Raw genomic sequence first — 19,480 nt, 5'->3', positions numbered from 1 at the left:
AATTCTTTCACGTCTTACTCTCCTGATCCCTGAGGCTGGTTTTCCGGCGCGCCGGCAGCTGCATTGCCGGCTGGTGCATTGCCTGCATCTCCACCAGCAGCTCCGGTTCCCAGTGTTTCCAGACCGACCAGCGCGATTTTGAGATAACCTGCTTCACGCAGCAGGTTCATCACATTCATCAGCTCGCCATAACCAACTGTTTTGTCAGCGCGTAAAAATATACGTGTGTCCTTGTTGCCCTGTGCCAACCTGTCAAGTGTGCCGCTCAAAGCATCCCGGTTCACAGCATCATTGCCAAGGCTAATGCTAAGATCGTCTTTCAGCGTCAAATAAACCGGCTTGTCAGGGCGCGGCTGCGGAGTTGCAGCAGCCGCAGGTAAATCCACATTAATATCAACCGTTGCCAAAGGCGCCGCCACCATGAAAATAATCAGCAATACCAGCATGACGTCAATAAATGGCGTTACGTTGATTTCATGACTTTCTTGCAGTTCATCACCGGCATCTTCACGTAAACGGCTGCCCATATCACCTACTCCGCAGCTTTGGAAACGGAAGAGACAGATGAGGCAACAGATTGTTTTCTCGCCAGTTCGCGGGCAGCACGCATATCAATATCGCGGCTCACAAGGCGTTCAACACCGGCACCGACATCGGCAAGCAAGTGACGGTAAGAAGTCACAGATCGGGCAAACACATTATAAATAATCACGGCAGGAATAGCGGCCACCAAACCAATAGCAGTGGCCAGCAAAGCTTCAGCAATACCAGGGGCAACAACAGCCAGATTGGTTGTCTGGGCTTCTGAAATGCCGATAAAGGAATTCATAATCCCCCACACTGTACCAAACAAACCTACAAATGGCGCAGTAGAGCCGATGGTTGCCAGCACACCCGTACCTTTGGCAAGGCGGCGTCCGGCACCAGCTTCAATACGGCTAAGACGTGAGGCGACGCGCTCTTTCAGACCATTGCCACCAATAAAAGCAACAGCCGCCGCTGATTGTGACACTTCTTCTTGCGCCGCGCGAACCAGATGCGCACCAGGACCACGGGCTTTTGCCAGCGCTTCCACCGCAGTATTCAGCGTATCTGCGTGTGACACCTCTTTAAAAGCGCGGGTTGCGCGGCTACGTGCACCGGCGATTTCAAGAGTTTTAGCTAGCCAGACTGTCCATGTTGCAAGCGATGCAATGGCCAGACCGATCATCACAATCTTAACCACCCAATCTGCGGCCATGAACATGCCCCATGGCGAAAGATCATGCGGTAGCTGCAAACCATTATCGGCGACACGCATTGCTGCAGTTTGGTCTGCTTGCGGCTGAATATCCTGCGGAGCGATCGTAACAGGCTGGGAAACAGCCGGGGTAGCAGGTGCCTCCTGCGCATCTGCAGAGGTAACTGTCACAGTGAACAGCGTGGCACATGTAAAAAACGCCGCTACTAGCAACATCGAAAATCGAGCACGCAACTGAGCTGGCAATTGCACAAGCAATCTGGTTTTCAATGGTATTGTTGCGTTCGACACTGCCTTAACCACCACGACGACCTCACTGCATTTTATTATCAGGCACAGTCAGCAAGCTTGCTTAACCCAGCGGCAAAACTGTCCGGCTTTTTATACGGCTCCGCTCAGATCAACCAGTGACTATTTTCTTGCCCTTGCAATACTACCATTAAACATGACAGCGCAAGTCATGTTTAATGAAAACTGATGATCCGGCTTTGAATTATGCGGATTTTAGGCCTTATTCACTAAAATAATGACTTTAAATCCATACCTTCAGGGCAAGCCTGCGTGGTGTCATCAATGCAAGCTGAATAAAGGGCATGAGTCGCCAGCCATCTCAATATGGCAACTATATCGCCAAAATGATAACATGACAAATAAAAGTAAGTTTAAAACCGACAAATCCCAGACAAGCGGATCCCCGCATCTCATCACGAATATTGATAAATTCATCATTAAAAATACTGCAAAAGCCTGTTGTCTCGTCAAGAGCTGGAACAATCATAAACCTGACGCATTAAAGCCTTATAATGCTGGCCATTACAGTGTTGGACTGACACCACGTCATAATGCACCGGAGACAGTAAAATGATGCACAAAGATATGCAGGCCATTAAAACTGCCGCCCGCCCTGTAATGGCTGGCTCCTACGAACCCGCCCAACAAGAACTCGCCATGCTGCGTACCGGATTCTTTGTGACTGCCGCCTGCATTACCGTATGCGCCTTGATCTTAATCATCGCCTGAACACAAGCCTCCCTCCTATATTGACCACCAACATTGGTGCCCGCTTCATAAACAGCTGTGCCGGTTAACCTTGGTTTGTATTTTTTGCATTCCAAACAAACCGGATCTGGTGATCAAAGCGCGGAACCATTACCTTTAAAGAACGTTATATTACCGAACTAACCTTAGATTTAATCAATGCTTTTGGAGGCAAAAATGGCTCGTGACCCTAAAATTGTAAACGACACATCCGATGAAAGCACAGCTGAATTGCAAGAACAGATTGCACAGCTAAAAGAAGATATTGCATCTATTGCTGCTACCCTCAAAGAAATTGGCTCACAAAAACTCAATCAGGCTAAAAGCGATGCATCAGATGTATATAATGATGCCTATGAGCAGGGTGAAGACGCGTTAAACGCCCTCAAAGATCGTGCATGTTCCTATGAAGAGCAAATCACTGACTATGTTCAGGATCGCCCGATCACGTCGCTCGCCGTTGCCGCAGCAGTCGGCTATCTGTTCTCAGCGCTGACACGTCGCTGACATGCTGAAGCTCTTTGCACCAATCCTCTCGGCACTTGTGAGCACTGAAGTACAGGCGGCGACCAAACGCGCCAAACGCAGCGCCATTACCTACGGTATTATCGCCGTAGCGGCGTTAATTGGTGTCGTCTTCCTGCTCATTGCCACATATTTTGCACTGGCTGTCAGATTTGGTCTTATCCATAGCGCATTACTAATCGCGGCAGGCTGCGCAGTGGTCGCGGTCATTGCTTATATTGTCAATCATGTGCTTGATAATGCAGAAAAGCGCCGGCTGGAACAACGCCGCGCCGCGATTGATGTGAATACGGCTCTTACCGCCGCCGCCGTTGCAGCCGTGCCGTCTTTACTTAAAAAGCCGCTTTTGACAGTCGGCCTGCCCATTGTCGGATTTCTGGCCTTTAGCCTGCTTTCACGAGGCAAAAAGCCAACCGGCAGAACACAGGACTAATGCAGATACAGGGAACACCCTCCGCAGAGTTCAGTGAACAGAATCCCTAAGGGAGATATATCCATGATCAGTTCCACGAAAGCGCAACTTAACGATATTCTCAAAAACAATAGTTTGAACCATCAACAAAAAACCGATGCTGTGATGAAGCTTCAGGAAGATGCACGTGATATTCAGCGCGCTGCCACTGAAGGCGGCATGGATCCTGATGATGGCTTGAACAATGACTTACGCGAAATCGAGCTGGCACTTGAAAAGCTCGGCGCTCAATCCGACGATACCGGCGCTGCAACGCTTTAAAGCGGATAACGTTCAGCTTGGATCGCAGCGCTTGCTTTGGATTTTAGAGTTTTCGCATTTCACTATCAAGTTGATAGTGAAATGCTCTAGTCGCAAGTTTAAAATGCACAGCAAAACACCGCACGGCAAAACCATGCGGTGTTTTTTATTATAATTCAAAAAGTAGCTTTGTTTGCAATGGCTGTTAACGGTGCCATAACCCGCAATATACCCGCATGAATTTGAATATCAAGTTTCATTGGCAAAGGCAGTAATTCTCCGTCGAGCAGCATATATTTATGTCGCTTCTGATGGAAAAACTGTAACTGCACAGATTTTGCATGCTCTTCGGCAATTGCCAAATTATTGCGCCACTTGCCGCGCAACACATCAAATAGCAGCTTGACCATCCCTCTCGCAGGCAATGGCTGCGCCAGATAAAAGCCTAGCCGCCCAGTTTGTATGTCAGGGGCAACAGGTAAGGCGCTGTCACCATAAGGATTGTTGGAAACAGCGATTGCTGAAAAGACACCTTTGATTTCCCGTCCGTCTATCAGCGCTTCCGTCTTGATCCGCGGCACATTTTTGATCACCAGACCCATCGACCGGATATTTGCCCAAATTTTGCCCGCCCTTGAACCGTAATCATAAGTTTCACGCTGCAAAACCAGCATCGGATGCAAACCGATTGCCACCTGATGCACAAAAACCTGTCTGTTACAGAGTCCGATATCAACCTTATGAATGGCTGATTGCGCGAGTGCTTCCACGGCAGTATTTATATTTTGCGGAATATTGAGGGAGCGGGCAAAAAGATTCATCGTTCCTACCGGCAGCACCGCGAGAATTTTATTATATTCCCAAGCCAGAGCCGCTGCAGCCGAGATTGTACCATCCCCGCCACCGGCCAATAAAACATCAAAATCTTTATTTTCTGCCGCTTGCTGCAATGCCCGTTCAATACCAGCACCATCAGTCTGCACACAGACCATATCATGCCCATGCATCTTGAACACAGCGACTGCATCAGCAATAAACGCATCCATATCAGTGGTGCGTAACGTACCGCTCTGGCTGTTTAAAACGGCAATAATGCGCACATATTTCTCCGTTCAGGTTCAGAAAGAGCGCATTGTCACCTGTGCTGATGAACCATCGGGACCGTAATCAGCATTGCCCTTCACATCCAGCAGTTCCTGCAGGCGCACACGGGCACGACTGACACGGCTTTTAATCGTGCCGACAGCACATTCACAAATATCAGCGGCCTCTTCATAAGAAAATCCGGATGCGCCGATCAGAATGATCGCCTCACGTTGGTCACTTGGCAACTCATTCAGAGCCTTGCGAAAATCCTGTAAATCAAGCGCACCATATTGTGACGGATGTACGGCAAGGCGCTCGGTGTAATAGCCTTCGCTATCCTGAATTTCACGGCCGCGCTTGCGCATCTGGCTGTAAAACTCATTACGCAGAATGGTAAAAAGCCACGCTTTAATATTAGTGCCCATTTCAAAGCTATCGCGTTTGCCCCAAGCTTTCATGATAGTGTCCTGCACCAGATCATCAGCTTTGTCCTGCTGTCCGGATAGTGAAACCGCAAAAGCACGCAAACCCGGCAAAGCAGCAAGCATCAAACGCTTGAAGTCGTCTTTCTCCTCCGCCATGCGCATTAATTCCTTGAGCTTGTCGAAGAACTATTCTCAACCTGATCCAGCTTTTCCAAAAGATCCAGAAACCGATCCGGAATGCTTTCGTCTTGAATACTGGTATAAAGTGCGCGTAACTTTGAGCCAATTTCCGTATTGGGACCCAGTTCGTCGCCTTTATTAGCACCATTGTGCTGCGGGTTGTCATGCGCATAATTATTGCGCGTCTGAGCGGTCATATCTTTATCTAAATCCTGAAACTGTTTATTGTCGTCAGTCATCTTAATTTTTTCCGGTTATCATTCCCGAACGACCAATCAACTGCCGAGTAAGCTAAGTACATTGCTATACAATGAGGCAATCAGGAATTAGTTCCGAAACTTCGGAACATTTTTTACAGTCAGCCGTTAGAACCATCAACAGGCTGTCATCATATCAGCCATATAAATGGAGCATTCAATGTCATTGTCCACGCGTATTGCACCTCATTTGCCGTATCTGCGTCGTTTTTCGCGCGCTGTCACTGGTTCTCAGTCAGCAGGCGATGCATATGTTGCTGCAATTTTAGAAACGTTGATCGATGACATCACCGTTTTCCCTGCATGTTCTTCAGATAAGATAGCGCTCTATCGCCTGTATTCCAGTATCTTTGATCGCACATCGTTGAAAATTCCTGATGACCAGTCTGCCCTACCTTGGGAAAAACGTGCGGCTGGTAATCTGGCAATGCTCACACCGCGTTCAAGGCAAGCGTTTTTGCTGATTTCCGTTGAAGGCTTTAATGAAAAAGAAGCCACCGAAATTTTAAACGAAGATGAAGCCGGATTTTCGGCACTGCTATCTGAAGCCTCCGAACAGATTTCACGCCATGTGGCAACGCGTATCATGATTATTGAAGATGAGCCGCTGATTGCTATGGATATAGAGCAGATGGTTGAAAGTCTCGGCCATGAGGTTGTGGGGATTGCCCGTACCCATCAGGAAGCCCTGACACTCTATCAGGACCAAAAACCAGCAATGGTTCTGGCAGATATTCAGCTCGCCGATGGCAGCTCTGGTATTGATGCTGTGAATGATATTCTTAAAGAAGATACCATACCGGTCATTTTCATCACTGCTTTCCCGGAACGTCTTCTCACCGGTGAACGGTCAGAGCCGACTTTCCTTGTCACCAAACCATTCAACCCGGATATGGTCAAAGCCCTTATCAGTCAGGCCCTGTTCTTTGAAGAAGGCTCTCTGCCCTCTGCATAATCAGCTTTGTACAAAAATTATTTTTGCTTAGGCACTACTCATAAAGCAGCATATCAGTCTGCGGGTTATTTTCCATAACAACAGGAACCTATAACCCGCAGCAACGTTTAGATATAAGCGGTGAAATGCAAATTATGCGCATCATCGGATATCAGACCTGAGGAACAGAAAGCATAACGAATGGCTCCTAACCTTTCAGTCTCAGGAGATGGCAATATCGGAAAAATCCGGTTGCGAACGATGATCCGCGCCATCCGTAACAGCAATGTTTCAGTATTTTACCAAACGCCTGATTTGAGCTATTCTTGGGCAGAAAATGTACCAGAATTTTGGCAAACTGCATGGCAGACCGGCACTTCAGAAGCCGAATTCATGCCTAAAGCCACAGCTGAAAAACTCCTTTCTGCTAAAGTACAACTGCTTAAAACCGGCGAAGCTCAGCGAATGGAGCTCTCTTTCCCCGACAATAATAATCCGCGCTGGTATGAGTTTTTTATTGATAGCGATAAAGACGAACATGGCACGATTATCGGTGTTGTTACGACTGCTGTTGAAATCAGCGAGCTTAAACATCGCGAACAGGTTTTGAAAATATTGCTACGTGAAGTTAGCCATCGATCTAAAAATCTGCTGGCAGTTATTCAGAGTATTGCGATGCAAACCGCACGATTTTCCGGCTCTGTTGATCAGTTCCTGCAAAAGTTCAGGGGCCGCATCCATTCACTTTCACATTCTCAGGATCTGGTAACGGATTCCAACTGGCATGGCGCCGCATTTCTGGAATTGCTCCATGCTCAAATGGAAAAATATATCCACCCACATGATCCGCGCCTGACAATTTCCGGCAAGGATGTTTTTCTTTTTCCCAATGCCGCGCTGCATTTAGGGCTGGCATTTCACGAACTCATCGTTAATGCCACATCTTATGGCGCCCTGTCTCGGGATAATGGTCATTTGTCCTTAACAGCCGAACTTGAGCCCAATGATGGAGGCGAAATGGATCTGCTTATCCACTGGAAGGAAAGCAATCCTCCCGACAATCCGGAACTGGGAGACAAAGCAGACACCGAGCAAACAGATACTGACCCCAAAACTAACGAACGATCCTTTTTTGGCAGCGCCGTTCTGCAGCGCATTGTCCCGCAGGCCGTCAACGGCACCGCCTGCTACACCATCGCTGATCATAGCGTCGAATATTTTCTTCGGATCCCCCACCAGAATTTCGATTACTAATCCGCTTTCGAATTGCCAAGCCAGACAGTCTTGTCAGTTGTTTCAGCACGTTCACTTCCGAAATCTCGGGAGAGTATTTTGCCAATAATCAGTTGTTTTTAAATGTATATTATAGGGAGAGCTTTCCCCGAATTGCGCGCTCCGGAACACGAAATGTTCGGGGAGCGCGCGGATCGGGGATTAGGGGGCATATCCGCGATCAGTGGCGCCAGACTGTGAGGGGGAAAATAGTACGGCGGCCACAAAGGACATAACGCACACGTTCAAAAAAAGTTTCATACAAAATGTAATTTATTTCGATTATTTTGAGCATGCGCATAAAAAGCAATATTCTAGAGTTTTTCACTATCATCTTGATAGATATGACAGTGGGAAACTCTAAAATCTAGAGCGCACCTTGCGATCAAACCTGAACGTTACCCGCTCTAGTGCCTGAACACCCTTAAATCGATAATTACATGGCAATTATTTTTTGATTTTACGGCCATAAAGCTCAAACCGGTGATGAATTATCTCATAACCCAATGAACGGGCGATTTCTTCCTGCAGTTTTTCAATCATCTCTGAATGGAACTCAATCACATCACCGGTTTCCATATCAATCAGATGATCATGGTGTTGATTACCGGCCTGCTCAAACCGTGAAGGGCCGCCGTCAAAAGCGTGGCGATGGATAGCGCCCTGCTCTTCCAGCAATTTCATAGTACGGTAAACGGTCGACAATGAAATACTGCTATCCACCTCAACAGAACGGCGGAAAATTTCCAGCGCATCGGGGTGACCGTCAGTTTGTGCTAGAATATCAAGAATCACACGCCGTGGCCGCGTTATTCTGACGCCTGCATCACGAAGTTGTTTCTTATAATCATTTTTCATTATCATAATCCCATAGCGCCCGAGCTGTGCTGGTACACAAGAATAAAAGGCAATTGCGGGCGAAACACACAAGTCATGATTGTCGACTTACAGCCGACTATAATTTCAAAAAACACGCTGCAATTGAACTTTATCTGCAACAGTATTTTATGCAGACCATGCAGTTTTACAAAACTTGACAGGGAGGTCAAATAGCAGCCCGATCAAATCACCTATACACTGACATTGTTTATAATTTTATGGCTGTCAGGCAAAGCCTTGATCCCCAAAGACCGGTATTCTGCATGGTTTTACCCCAGTTTATTATGTGAAAAACCTGGTATTGGCATAAAAATAGGCCCTGTTCCGGCAACAACCGTGAACAGAGCCTATATGATTGAGAGTTTTCAGAACTATTCGAGATTGCCGAGGCGCATACGTCCGACAAACCGCGATTGGCGGTAATCATAAATCATGATTTCAGTACCACCATCCGGCAATAAGGTTTCCAGAGAGACCAGATCGCCTGAAAGGCTCTGGGATAACAGACGTGTTCCCGGTGTCAGCTCCAGCTGCGATTCGACCAGCGGTAACGGTTCGGCAACTGCAGTCGGGGTTTGCCCCGGAATATTTGCGGCGGAGTTTTGCCCCGGAATATCCGATTGAGCTGTTTCAGTTTCAGCTGGATCGGATGATTTGTTGATTTTATAGACAACAGCCGCTAGCACAGCCATTAGACCTATCACCATAATGGCGATTGATATAACCAGCAGACGCACCATTTTACGACGCACCCGCTCCATAGCCGGATCGAGTTGGGGCTCTTGAGCTTGCTGTTCAGCATATTGATGCTGTTCAGGGTGCTCCTGATAATAATGGTCCTGCATTACGGTCTCCGATTACTGGTATCGCGAGGCGTGATAACGAAGGGAAGAGACGATTGAAAGAGCTAATTGCCGACGCAAATGCCGCAGGAAAGCGGCTGGATCAGTGGCTTGCTTCTCAACTCACGCCTGATCTTTCACGAAATCGCATCCAATCACTCATAAGTGCCGGCCATGTAGTAGTAGACGGCCGGGTTGTGAGCGAGCCTAAGCACAAATTGCGCGAAGGTTCAACAATTGCTCTGCATATACCCGAAGCCGAACCAGCTACTCCACAGCCGGAAGATATTCCGATTGATCTTCTTTATGAAGATGACGACATAATTGTGGTCAACAAGCCCGCAGGACTGGTTGTCCACCCCGGAAATGGCAACTGGACCGGAACCTTGGTTAACGCTTTGATACATCATTGCGGTGACAGCCTGTCCGGCATCGGTGGCGTTAAGCGTCCGGGTATTGTGCACCGGTTGGATAAAGATACTTCCGGTGTGCTGGTCGTGGCCAAACATGACAAGGCCCATAACAATCTCAGCGCACAATTTGCCGATCATGGCAGAAATGGTGCACTTGAACGTGCGTATCAAGCGCTTGTCTGGGGTATGCCTGAGCGCCCTGCTGGCACAATTGATGCCTTTCTCGGCCGCTCACATCGGGACCGCACCAAACAGGCCGTTGTCAAAGAAGACCGTGAAGATGCCCGTTTTGCGCTGACACATTATGTCCTTGAAGAGCGTTTTTGCGAAAAAGATGATGCCACTGCACTGGCCTCACTGCTCGAGTGCCGTCTTGAAACCGGCCGCACTCATCAAATCCGCGTGCATATGGCTCATATTGGCCATCCGCTGATCGGTGACAATGATTATGGCGGTGCTTATAAAACCAAAGCCAACCGGTTGACTGATGAGCTAAAAGAAACGGTGCAGAACTTTCAGCGTCAGGCACTCCATGCCCGCCTGCTGGCCTTTGAACACCCGATGACTGGTGAGCTGATGGAGTTCAGCGTTGATATGCCGGAAGATATGCAGAAGCTGCTAGAGGCGTTTCGCAATGGCGGCTTAAAGGCTGACTAATTAAGTTGAGCTATATAAATACCTCTATGCGCAACAAAAATAATCGGGAGAGAACAGTGATTCTCTCCCGATTATTTTTTGTCTGCTGTTTTTCGTTTCAATTTTTTGCATCATATTCAATCAATTATAAAAAATTTCGCTTCATATTTTAATTCTGTAGTCATTTTAATAAAATTAAACCGATTTGTCATTTTGATCGTTTTTTCGCCTCAGTTTTTCATATATACTCACTTTATGCGACGACTTGTCTGAAATGGTTATCATCTCAGACCGGATACAGGCATCGCGCAGACCAAGGCTCGCCTCAATGGGAGCCTGTTATAAAAAGGAGGGTGCTCTATGGCCCGTGCAACTTTACCAGCAATCACTTCCGGTGATAGCGGTCTGTCACGTTATCTGGATGAAATCCGTCGTTTCCCTATGCTTCAGCCGCAGGAAGAATATATGCTGGCAAAGCGTTATGCAGAACATGCAGATCCGGAAGCGGCGCATAAACTTGTAACCAGTCACCTGCGTCTTGTGGCAAAAATTGCTATGGGTTATCGCGGCTATGGCTTGCCGATCGGCGAAGTTATTTCTGAAGGCAATGTCGGGCTGATGCAGGCAGTTAAACGCTTCGAGCCGGAGCGCGGCTTCCGCCTTGCCACATATGCCATGTGGTGGATCAAAGCCTCGATTCAGGAATATGTTCTGCGCTCTTGGAGCCTCGTTAAAATGGGGACCACGGCCAATCAAAAACGGCTGTTCTTCAATCTGCGTAAAGCTAAAAACCGTATTCAGGCATTTAATGACGGTGATCTGCGTCCGGATCAGGTGAAAGAAATCGCACATCGTTTGAATGTTTCTGAAGAAGAAGTGGTGTCGATGAACCGCCGGATGAACGGCGATGCATCCCTCAACGCTCCCATTCGTGCATCCGAGGGTGAAAGCGGCGAATGGCAGGATTGGCTGGTTGATGACAGCGCCTCTCAGGAGCAGCAGCTGATCGATGCCGATGAGCTGAGCAACCGCCGCTCAATGCTCGAAAATGCAATGTCGAAGCTCAATGATCGCGAGCGCCGGATTTTTGCTGCGCGCCGCCTGTCTGAAAATCCGATTACACTAGAGGATTTGTCGACTGAATTTGGCATCAGCCGTGAACGTGTGCGCCAGATTGAAGTACGCGCATTTGAAAAAGTGCAGGAGGCCGTAATGGCCTCTGCCGATGCCGCATAAAGTTTAAAGCCTGAAAAGCTTAAATGCTGCAAACAAAAACCGCCTTCTGCATTATGCAAAAGGCGGTTTTTTTATATCGCGACTAAGTAGAACCACTTGAAGGTCAAATACCTCAATTGGCTGCCGGTGCAGCATTGCCCCAGCTTTTTAGAACTTCATCAAACACTTTATCGCCCGGCACACCTTTATCAATACTGATCAGAGCGCGACGACCGTTGCGATAGGTAATCGGAATATCAATCCACTGCTGGCGCCGCATCAGCGACAGGTTCATATCCACAGCTGTGCGGGCATCATTCAATGCCACAAGGAAGAAATTATCCGCAATTTTCATCGGAATAGCGGCAAGCGGGTTACCGGCAGCCTGTTCTGAATCCTTGAAGGTCACACGCTGTACATTTTCGATCACACCACCCGAAAAATCATCCGGCACTGTATAGATCATTTCAATCAGGTGACTTGCAGGAATAGACTGATCCGCATTGCGGCGAATGGTCATCCGCAGGCTGACTTTCGCATCCGGAAAATTGGCATCGGCACGAATTGCCGGCTCATCCGGTGCACCTTCACCCGGTGAATCCTGCACAACGGACCACACAACACTGCCTGTTGCCGCTGCCGAGGTTTCGCCACTGCGCTGCTCTTCATAGAAGAAGGCGCGCTGTCCTACGGGTACGGTTTGGGCCGGCGTATTCGTCGCCGGTACAGACTGTCCGGTACCAGCCGGAGCCGTACCTGTAACCGGTGCGTTGGATGTGCCCTCACCAATTTTTGGTGCATCACCGGCAGAACCTTCATCCACCTCATTACCATCCGGCAAGAGACGCTGGGTTAGTTTCTGCTCGCCTTCAGGCTTATCAGCAGGAGGCGTGGTTACAGCATTGCCATCACCGGTTATATCATTCTCTTCATCTTCACCGGCGTCAGTACCTTCGCCGGTATCACCAGCACCACTGGTCAAAGAGGAAACATAATCTTTTACCTGATCCTGATATTTCCAGCCGGCAAAACCTGCTCCGCCAACCAGCAAGGCAGCCGCCAGCCCAACAATCAGAGCCTTTGAACGTCCGCGCTCATGCCTGTCATCGTCATTATCATTGAGATTTCTGTCCTGATAAGAGGCAGTACGGTCATGATCAAGATCCCCGTCACCCTTATCACTGTGCTGCCAGTCATCACGCGCAGTATCATTATCAATCTCTGGCAGCACCGAAGTTTCCGGATCGGCATTATGCTCATCAACAACGCCTGCATCCTGCACAGCCTTGAGAAAATCTTCCAGCGGGTCAGTTGTCTGTTCGGGCTGCTCGGCCTCCGCCAAAGCGCGCTCGGCAGCGCGATACTCGGCCTCGACATCTTCAATCGCTGTTTCCAAAATCTGACGCTGACGCTGCGCCACCGCATCGGGTGCATTTGCGGCTTCAAGCTTCTGTTCAATTGTTGAACGAGCCTTCGCATAGACACGCTGGCGCAATGCCTGATCAGGATTTGCCTGAGCATCAATTGTCTTTTTCAGTACCGCTGCGAAATCTGCCATACTCTTTTAAATCCGTTGCTGACGTCTGAATCGACTATCTCATATGCTCATTTTACAGGCCTGAGAGTATATTCAGAAAATAATCAGATGAAACCTGACTCATTTTATTAAACATAAGTCTTAACGAATGCAAAGTTTACTGCATAATTCAATGCCTTAGATCGGGCTTTCGCTCAATATTTGTGGCAAAAAAGTGTCGTTTTCATCCAAAACTCTTGCTTGACCCAAGATGGAGCAGTCTGCCTGTGCAATCAAGTGCAAAGGCAACAGCAATATCAATACAAAAAAGGCGGGATTTGAAATCCCGCCTTTTTAATCATTATTCATAATCCGGATACTTAATCCTGAAACGGATCTGTTACCAGAATTGTGTCTTCACGCTCAGGGCTGGTTGAGAGCATGGCAACCGGCGCACCGATCAGCTCTTCAATATAGCGTACATATTTTACGGCTTGTGCCGGCAGCTCATTCCAGCTGCGTGCACCGGCCGTGGTATCTTTCCAGCCTTCAAGCACTTCATAAATCGGCTTAACACGTGCCTGTGCATCCATAGAAGCTGGCAGATAATCAATCCGCTTGCCATCCAGCTCGTAAGCGACGCAAATTTTCAGCTCGTCCAGACCATCAAGAACATCAAGTTTGGTCAGGGCAATACCTGTAATACCGGACGTGCGCACAGTCTGCTTAACCAGCACCGCATCAAACCAGCCGCAACGGCGTGAACGGCCGGTGTTAACACCAACTTCACGGCCAACGGTTGAAAGATGTTCACCGATCGCATCATCCAGCTCGCACGGGAACGGACCTTCACCAACGCGGGTTGTATAGGCTTTGGTAATACCAAGCACATAACCGATTGCTGTAGGGCCAAGGCCCGAACCGGCAGCAGCCTGACCAGCCACTGTGTTTGACGATGTTACAAACGGATATGTACCATGGTCATTATCCAGCAATGCGCCTTGTGCACCTTCAAACAGAATACGGGCACCGGCTTTGCGCTTATCGTCCAGAATTTTCCAGACCTGATCCATATAAGGCAGAATCTGTGCTGCCACTTCGGTCAGTTCATTATGAATTGAATCAACAGAAATTTCGGCAAGTCCCATACCGCGACGCAGCGCATTGTGATGGGTCAGCAGGCGTTCGATTTTAGGACGCAGGCTCTGTGGCTCAGCCAGATCAATCACGCGGATAGCACGGCGGCCAACCTTGTCTTCATAAGCAGGGCCGATACCGCGCTTGGTGGTGCCAATTTTAAGACCGGCAGAACCATCTTCACGGATAGCATCAAGCTCACGGTGGAGAGAAAGGATCAGGGGAGCATTTTCAGCAATGCGCAGCACATCCGGGGTAACAACAACACCCTGCGCGCGCAGCTTTTCAACTTCCATCACAAAATGATGCGGGTCTACAACAACACCATTACCGATAACGGAGAGTTTGCCGCGTACAAGACCTGAAGGCAACAGCGCAAGCTTATAGCTCACACCATCAATTACCAGCGTATGACCGGCATTATGGCCGCCCTGATAACGCACGATAACATCAGCGCGCTCCGACAACCAGTCAACGATCTTACCTTTGCCCTCGTCGCCCCATTGCGAGCCGACAACGATCACATTAGCCATGAAGAAAACTCCTCAGTACAATATGTACAGCTTGTTTGGAATTTGAATCGAGCCTGTGACAGATGCCGCATTAGGCCCGCTCTTTTTGAAAGCCGGTGCTTTTATTCAAAGCGCAGACTTTTTTACAGAACGTGAGTTTCTATACAGCCTCACAACCAAGAGTGCGACTCCCGATTACCGTAAATCGCACATCTCTTGATAAAAACCGGCTTATTTTTGCAGGTTTCGAACCATAAACCGTGCATCATCTGAGTAGCTGAGCAGTTTTTCCTGCAACTGCGGCACATCCTGAACCTGAAAACCCTGTCTTTCCCAATAAGGCTGCGAGCCGTTAACGGCCACAAGAGACAGTGAGTCGTAGCCATGATCCAGCGCGGTTTGCACCAGTAGCGCCACCAGCTTGCGAGCGGCACCAAGCGCACGAGCCTGCGGCAGCAACGCTACATCATGAAGGTAATAGGTATCTGCATTGTCCGGAATTTTATGCAAAAGGCTGTTCAATGCCGGTGCTGAGAACTGCTGCCACGGATGGCTGAAACTATAGCCGAGCAATTGCTCCTGGCCCTCAACAATACGCGATAACACCAATGCACCGGGAGCAAAAACGCGCAGCCTGTCAGCAAAAATCGCCGGATCCTCCGGAAAGTCCGGATGCACAACACAGCTGATCTCATAGACCGCATTGAGGTCAGCTTCCCGCATCAACCGCCAGTCGGCATTGTAATCCACCACAGGCGGTCTTGTATTCTCAGACATTTGTTTTGCCTTATTCGCTTATATTCCGGCGAGGCACTTTAACAGCGCCCCGCCCGATGATCAGTTAATCCGCCGCAACGTCAAACACCAGCGGACGTGCCTGCACAATCGCATCATTGGCACGCAACTCTTCAAGCACAGCATCCGGCACACGCTCATCCAAATAGAGCAGCGCAATCGCATCACCACCCAACCGCTCACGACCGAGCGAGAAATTGGCAATATTCACGCCATGTCTGCCACAAACCGTACCCAACCAACCGATCATACCCGGCGTATCATTATTGGTTGTGTAGAGCATGTGCTGGCCAACTTCGGCGTCCAGATTAATTCCCTTAATCTGGATAAACCGTGGCTTGCCATCAGAGAAGCATGTACCGGCAATCGAACGGGTACGTGTGGTGGTACGCACAGTCACTTTAATATAGCCGTCAAAGACGCCGGATTTATCGCGCTTGACTTCCGATACCACAATACCGCGCTCTTTAACCATGACCGGAGCTGAGACCATATTCACATCGGATACCTGCGGACGGATAAGGCCGGCCAGTGCCGCACTCATCAAAGCGCGGGTATTCAGCGCAGCAGTCGAGCCGTCAAACAGGATTTCAACTTCCTGAATAGGCTCATCAGTTACCTGCCCGATAAAGGCGCCGAGCACTTCTGCCAGTTTAACAAACGGCTTCAGGCGTGGGGCTTCTTCTGCGGTGATCGACGGCATATTGATCGCATTGGTCACAGCGCCCTTGATCAGATAATCGGCCATCTGCTCGGCAACCTGAATGGCAACATTTTCCTGCGCTTCCGAGGTAGAGGCTCCCAGATGCGGGGTGCAAACCACATTTGGCAGATCAAACAATTCGGATTCGGTAGCTGGCTCGACCTCAAAAACGTCAATACCGGCACCGGCAACCTTGCCGGATTTCAGCGCTGCTACCAGATCTTTTTCAACAATCAAACCACCGCGCGCACAATTGATGATCCGCACACCGTCTTTCATCTTTGCCAGATTTTCAGCATTGATAATATTGCGGGTCTTATCCGTCATTGGTGTGTGCAGGCTGATAAAATCAGCGCGCGCCAACAACTCGTCGAGTTCCAGCTTTTCAACACCAAGCTCTTCCGCGCGGCCTTCCGACAAAAACGGATCAAATGCCACAACATGCATTTTCAAGCCGATAGCACGCGCCGCAACAATAGAGCCGATATTACCGCAACCAATAATACCCAAGGTTTTACCGGTAATTTCCACACCCATGAAGCGGTTTTTCTCCCATTTACCGGCGCGGGTCGACTGGTCAGCTTCCGGCAGCTGGCGCGATACGGCAAACATAAGCGCAATCGCGTGTTCTGCTGTGGTGATCGAATTGCCGAACGGTGTATTCATCACAATAATACCGCGGCGCGATGCAGCCGGAATATCAACATTGTCCACACCGATACCGGCACGGCCAATCACTTTAAGATTGGTGGCAGCAGCAATCAGCTTTTCAGTGGCTTTGGTGGCTGAACGAATGGCCAGACCATCATACTGGCCGATCACTTCAAGCAGCTTGTCTTTATCTTTACCAAGATCCGGCAGGTAATCCACTTCTACACCGCGATCTTTAAAGATCTGCACAGCAGTTGGCGACAATTTATCAGAAACGAGAACGCGAGGTGCCATAACGGCCTCCGTAATAGATGAAAAAAGAAACAACAGGGCGATACCGCAACTGTCCCAACACAGTTGCAGCAGATATTACAATCTTCAGGGTCATCAGACCCGAAATGCTAAATGCGTGTATTGTTCAGGAAAGCTGCGCTTTTTGCGTTGCAAAAGCCCAGTCCAGCCAAGGTAATAATACCTGCAAATCAGAAGCCTCAACCGTTGCCCCTGCCCAGATACGCAAGCCTGAAGGCGCATCGCGGTAAGCACCGATATCAAAAGCCACGCCTTCTTTATCAAGGCTGGTAACAATGGCCTTGGCAAATGCAGCCTGCTGGTCTGCCGGCAAAGCCGTAACTTGCGGATCGGTGATTGTCAGGCAAACAGAGGTGTTAGAACGGGTAGCCGGATCAATCGCCAGATTGGCAATCCAGTCGCGACTGTTTACAAAACCATCCAGCACAGCAAAGTTTTTATCAGCACGCGCTCGTAAACCCTGCAAACCGCCAATGGATTGTGCCCATTCCAGCGCATCCAGATAGTCTTCAACGCAGAGCATTGATGGGGTATTGATGGTTTCGCCCGTAAAGATACCCTCAATCAGCTTGCCGCCTTTGGTCATGCGGAAGATTTTTGGCAGCGGCCATGCCGGCTTATAGCTTTCAAGGCGTTCAACAGCGCGCGGGCTGAGGATCAGCATACCATGCGCGCCCTCGCCGCCGAGCACTTTCTGCCATGAGAAGGTAACAACATCGAGCTTGCTGTAATCCATATCCTGCGCAAATGCAGCGGATGTGGCATCACAAATTGTCAGGCCTTGGCGGTCTGCCGGAATAAAATCAGCATTTGGCACACGCACGCCTGACGTTGTGCCGTTCCATGTGAAAACCACATCGCGGTCAAAATCCACTTTGGCGAAATCAACGATCTCACCATATGGCGCTTCAAATGTGCGTACATTTTGTAATTGAAGTTGCTTTACAACGTCAGTGACCCAACCGGCACCGAAGCTTTCCCACGCAACCATATCAACGCCGCGAGCGCCAAGCAGTGACCACAAGGCCATTTCAACAGCACCGGTATCCGATGCCGGAACTATGCCGATGCGGTAATCATCAGGAATTTGGAGAATTTCACGTGTCAGGTCAATCGCTTGTTTAAGCTTTGTCTTGCCAAGTTTAGCGCGATGCGAGCGACCAAGCGGTGCATCTGCAAGCGCTTCAAGTGTCCAACCCGGACGCTTGGTACAAGGACCTGAAGAAAATTGTGCATTAAGCGGACGGATGTCCGGCTTTGGTAAAGTCGTCATAATGTTTCCTATCCTCACAGATAGCTCGCTTCCCGTTGGGGAGAAGTGGCCCACTGACCTCGGTATAGAAAACTTAAACGCAGTGCAAGAGTAGCCGCCGTTTTATTTTGTCGCATCTATCAAGATACATACGCAACTTAAGATTTAAAAAACCAGACATTCAACTAATTATTGTGTATTCATATCAAGACATGCTGTATAATCCAGCAAGATTAGGGCGTTGAAATTCTGCTCCGCAGCTCCAGCAATCGCCATAAGTGACGGCCGAGACGAGCAAGCGGGGGCATGACATCGTCTCGGCCTCACTGGTTGAAAATGCAACCAGTGTTTACAGCTGATCTATCAAACAGCCTTATTGGCAGAGTATTATTCTGCCAATTTATTTCACCACACACACAACATTACCCTTCAGTCCGGAAGGTCTATGGCCGCTGTATTTTGTTCCCTCTGAAAATATGGAGAATTTTATGTTTTCCAAAACAACACGGGAGTTTCTCGAAAGAAATAATTCCACATTGGTATTAATAATCAAGCTGAAAATACCACCATGGTTTTTGATGCTCAATAGTACTTCCCATACAATAAGCGCATGTCACAGTTAAAGCGCCTTCGGGAAAAATCAGGTCTCACACAGAAAGAGCTCGGTGCTCTTGCTGGAACATCACAACCTCAGATCAAGCGTCTGGAAGATGGTGAAAGAACTCTGACCAAACAATGGGCTGAACGTCTTGCCCCCCATCTCGGCATAACGGCTGAGGGATTACTGTTTCCGAAGGGTGACGACCTCGATTCCAATATTATGAGCGTTATCGGCACTCTGTCTGACAAGCAAAAAATTCAGGTTCTGTTCTATATGCGCTTTTTAGCTTCGTCAGAAACTGAGAGCTAAGTGCCGGAATTTTAACGCAGTGATTCTCCCTTATGATT

At 48.8% G+C, this 19,480-nt stretch carries 21 protein-coding genes; 9 read left to right on the top strand and 12 right to left on the bottom strand.

The window, feature by feature from the left end; genetic code table 11:
• Positions 1 to 14: 14 nt before the first annotated feature.
• Both exbD and exbB read right to left on the bottom strand, forming a co-directional pair.
• Positions 15 to 527, bottom strand: coding sequence for a TonB system transport protein ExbD (exbD, locus tag MP213Fo_RS10145; RefSeq protein WP_421088909.1), 513 nt, complete (start codon positions 525 to 527; stop codon positions 15 to 17).
• A 5-nt stretch (positions 528 to 532) separates the two neighbouring features.
• Entirely contained in the window at positions 533 to 1,510 is a 978-nt protein-coding gene (exbB, locus tag MP213Fo_RS10140; RefSeq protein WP_421091097.1) for a tonB-system energizer ExbB, read from the bottom strand.
• 591 nt (positions 1,511 to 2,101) lie between these two features.
• Between exbB and MP213Fo_RS10135 the strand changes: the two genes are divergently transcribed.
• The 4 genes from MP213Fo_RS10135 to MP213Fo_RS10120 all read left to right on the top strand — a co-directional run bounded on the left by MP213Fo_RS10135 (position 2,102) and on the right by MP213Fo_RS10120 (position 3,536).
• On the top strand, positions 2,102 to 2,260 hold the full coding sequence (locus MP213Fo_RS10135) for a hypothetical protein (RefSeq protein ID WP_421088908.1): 159 nt from the start codon (positions 2,102 to 2,104) through the stop codon (positions 2,258 to 2,260).
• 195 nt (positions 2,261 to 2,455) lie between these two features.
• Positions 2,456 to 2,785, top strand: coding sequence for a DUF883 family protein (locus tag MP213Fo_RS10130; protein WP_421088907.1), 330 nt, complete (start codon positions 2,456 to 2,458; stop codon positions 2,783 to 2,785).
• A 1-nt stretch (position 2,786) separates the two neighbouring features.
• Entirely contained in the window at positions 2,787 to 3,236 is a 450-nt protein-coding gene (locus MP213Fo_RS10125) for a phage holin family protein (RefSeq protein WP_421088906.1), read from the top strand.
• Between the two features lie 63 nt (positions 3,237 to 3,299).
• Positions 3,300 to 3,536 carry a hypothetical protein gene (locus MP213Fo_RS10120; protein WP_421088905.1) on the top strand — a complete coding sequence of 79 codons (237 nt, stop codon included), beginning with the start codon at positions 3,300 to 3,302 and terminating at the stop codon, positions 3,534 to 3,536.
• A 155-nt stretch (positions 3,537 to 3,691) separates the two neighbouring features.
• Here the strand turns inward: MP213Fo_RS10120 and MP213Fo_RS10115 are convergent, their stop codons facing one another.
• Genes MP213Fo_RS10115 through MP213Fo_RS10105 form a run of 3 tightly spaced genes read right to left on the bottom strand, consistent with a single transcriptional unit; the run spans position 3,692 to position 5,445 of the window.
• The gene (locus tag MP213Fo_RS10115; RefSeq protein WP_421088904.1) at positions 3,692 to 4,615 is read right to left on the bottom strand and encodes a diacylglycerol/lipid kinase family protein; all 924 of its coding nucleotides are present in this window, start codon (positions 4,613 to 4,615) and stop codon (positions 3,692 to 3,694) included.
• Positions 4,616 to 4,633: 18 nt separating this feature from the next.
• Complete coding sequence (locus tag MP213Fo_RS10110) at positions 4,634 to 5,182, bottom strand: RNA polymerase sigma factor (protein WP_421088903.1); 549 nt, start codon at positions 5,180 to 5,182, stop codon at positions 4,634 to 4,636.
• 5 nt (positions 5,183 to 5,187) lie between these two features.
• The gene (locus tag MP213Fo_RS10105) at positions 5,188 to 5,445 is read right to left on the bottom strand and encodes a NepR family anti-sigma factor (RefSeq protein ID WP_421088902.1); all 258 of its coding nucleotides are present in this window, start codon (positions 5,443 to 5,445) and stop codon (positions 5,188 to 5,190) included.
• A gap of 178 nt (positions 5,446 to 5,623) precedes the next feature.
• Between MP213Fo_RS10105 and MP213Fo_RS10100 the strand changes: the two genes are divergently transcribed.
• Entirely contained in the window at positions 5,624 to 6,418 is a 795-nt protein-coding gene (locus tag MP213Fo_RS10100; RefSeq protein ID WP_421088901.1) for a response regulator, read from the top strand.
• Between the two features lie 180 nt (positions 6,419 to 6,598).
• The gene (locus tag MP213Fo_RS10095) at positions 6,599 to 7,651 is read left to right on the top strand and encodes a sensor histidine kinase (protein ID WP_421088900.1); all 1,053 of its coding nucleotides are present in this window, start codon (positions 6,599 to 6,601) and stop codon (positions 7,649 to 7,651) included.
• A gap of 465 nt (positions 7,652 to 8,116) precedes the next feature.
• Here MP213Fo_RS10095 and MP213Fo_RS10090 read toward each other — a convergent pair whose 3' ends face one another.
• Entirely contained in the window at positions 8,117 to 8,533 is a 417-nt protein-coding gene (locus MP213Fo_RS10090; RefSeq protein WP_421088899.1) for a Fur family transcriptional regulator, read from the bottom strand.
• Positions 8,534 to 8,919: 386 nt separating this feature from the next.
• Complete coding sequence (locus tag MP213Fo_RS10085; RefSeq protein ID WP_421088898.1) at positions 8,920 to 9,393, bottom strand: hypothetical protein; 474 nt, start codon at positions 9,391 to 9,393, stop codon at positions 8,920 to 8,922.
• A 53-nt stretch (positions 9,394 to 9,446) separates the two neighbouring features.
• Between MP213Fo_RS10085 and MP213Fo_RS10080 the strand changes: the two genes are divergently transcribed.
• Complete coding sequence (locus tag MP213Fo_RS10080; RefSeq protein ID WP_421088897.1) at positions 9,447 to 10,460, top strand: RluA family pseudouridine synthase; 1,014 nt, start codon at positions 9,447 to 9,449, stop codon at positions 10,458 to 10,460.
• Positions 10,461 to 10,799: 339 nt separating this feature from the next.
• The gene (gene rpoH / locus MP213Fo_RS10075; protein ID WP_421088896.1) at positions 10,800 to 11,675 is read left to right on the top strand and encodes an RNA polymerase sigma factor RpoH; all 876 of its coding nucleotides are present in this window, start codon (positions 10,800 to 10,802) and stop codon (positions 11,673 to 11,675) included.
• Between the two features lie 112 nt (positions 11,676 to 11,787).
• Here rpoH and MP213Fo_RS10070 read toward each other — a convergent pair whose 3' ends face one another.
• The 5 genes from MP213Fo_RS10070 to MP213Fo_RS10050 all read right to left on the bottom strand — a co-directional run bounded on the left by MP213Fo_RS10070 (position 11,788) and on the right by MP213Fo_RS10050 (position 18,553).
• Complete coding sequence (locus MP213Fo_RS10070; RefSeq protein ID WP_421088895.1) at positions 11,788 to 13,212, bottom strand: transcriptional regulator; 1,425 nt, start codon at positions 13,210 to 13,212, stop codon at positions 11,788 to 11,790.
• Positions 13,213 to 13,550: 338 nt separating this feature from the next.
• Positions 13,551 to 14,840, bottom strand: coding sequence for an adenylosuccinate synthase (locus tag MP213Fo_RS10065; protein WP_421088894.1), 1,290 nt, complete (start codon positions 14,838 to 14,840; stop codon positions 13,551 to 13,553).
• Positions 14,841 to 15,050: 210 nt separating this feature from the next.
• A complete protein-coding gene (locus MP213Fo_RS10060; protein ID WP_421088893.1) occupies positions 15,051 to 15,596 on the bottom strand; it encodes a GNAT family N-acetyltransferase in 546 nt (181 codons plus the stop codon).
• A 64-nt stretch (positions 15,597 to 15,660) separates the two neighbouring features.
• Positions 15,661 to 17,262, bottom strand: coding sequence for a phosphoglycerate dehydrogenase (serA, locus tag MP213Fo_RS10055; protein ID WP_421088892.1), 1,602 nt, complete (start codon positions 17,260 to 17,262; stop codon positions 15,661 to 15,663).
• Positions 17,263 to 17,386: 124 nt separating this feature from the next.
• Complete coding sequence (locus MP213Fo_RS10050) at positions 17,387 to 18,553, bottom strand: phosphoserine transaminase (RefSeq protein WP_421088891.1); 1,167 nt, start codon at positions 18,551 to 18,553, stop codon at positions 17,387 to 17,389.
• Between the two features lie 589 nt (positions 18,554 to 19,142).
• Between MP213Fo_RS10050 and MP213Fo_RS10045 the strand changes: the two genes are divergently transcribed.
• On the top strand, positions 19,143 to 19,442 hold the full coding sequence (locus MP213Fo_RS10045; protein ID WP_421088890.1) for a helix-turn-helix domain-containing protein: 300 nt from the start codon (positions 19,143 to 19,145) through the stop codon (positions 19,440 to 19,442).
• Positions 19,443 to 19,480: the final 38 nt, after the last annotated feature.

The sequence above is a fragment of the Pseudochrobactrum mosebachae genome, from assembly GCF_048914685.1.
Taxonomy (GTDB): domain Bacteria; phylum Pseudomonadota; class Alphaproteobacteria; order Rhizobiales; family Rhizobiaceae; genus Pseudochrobactrum.
This window is presented reverse-complemented; position numbering and strand designations above follow the sequence as displayed.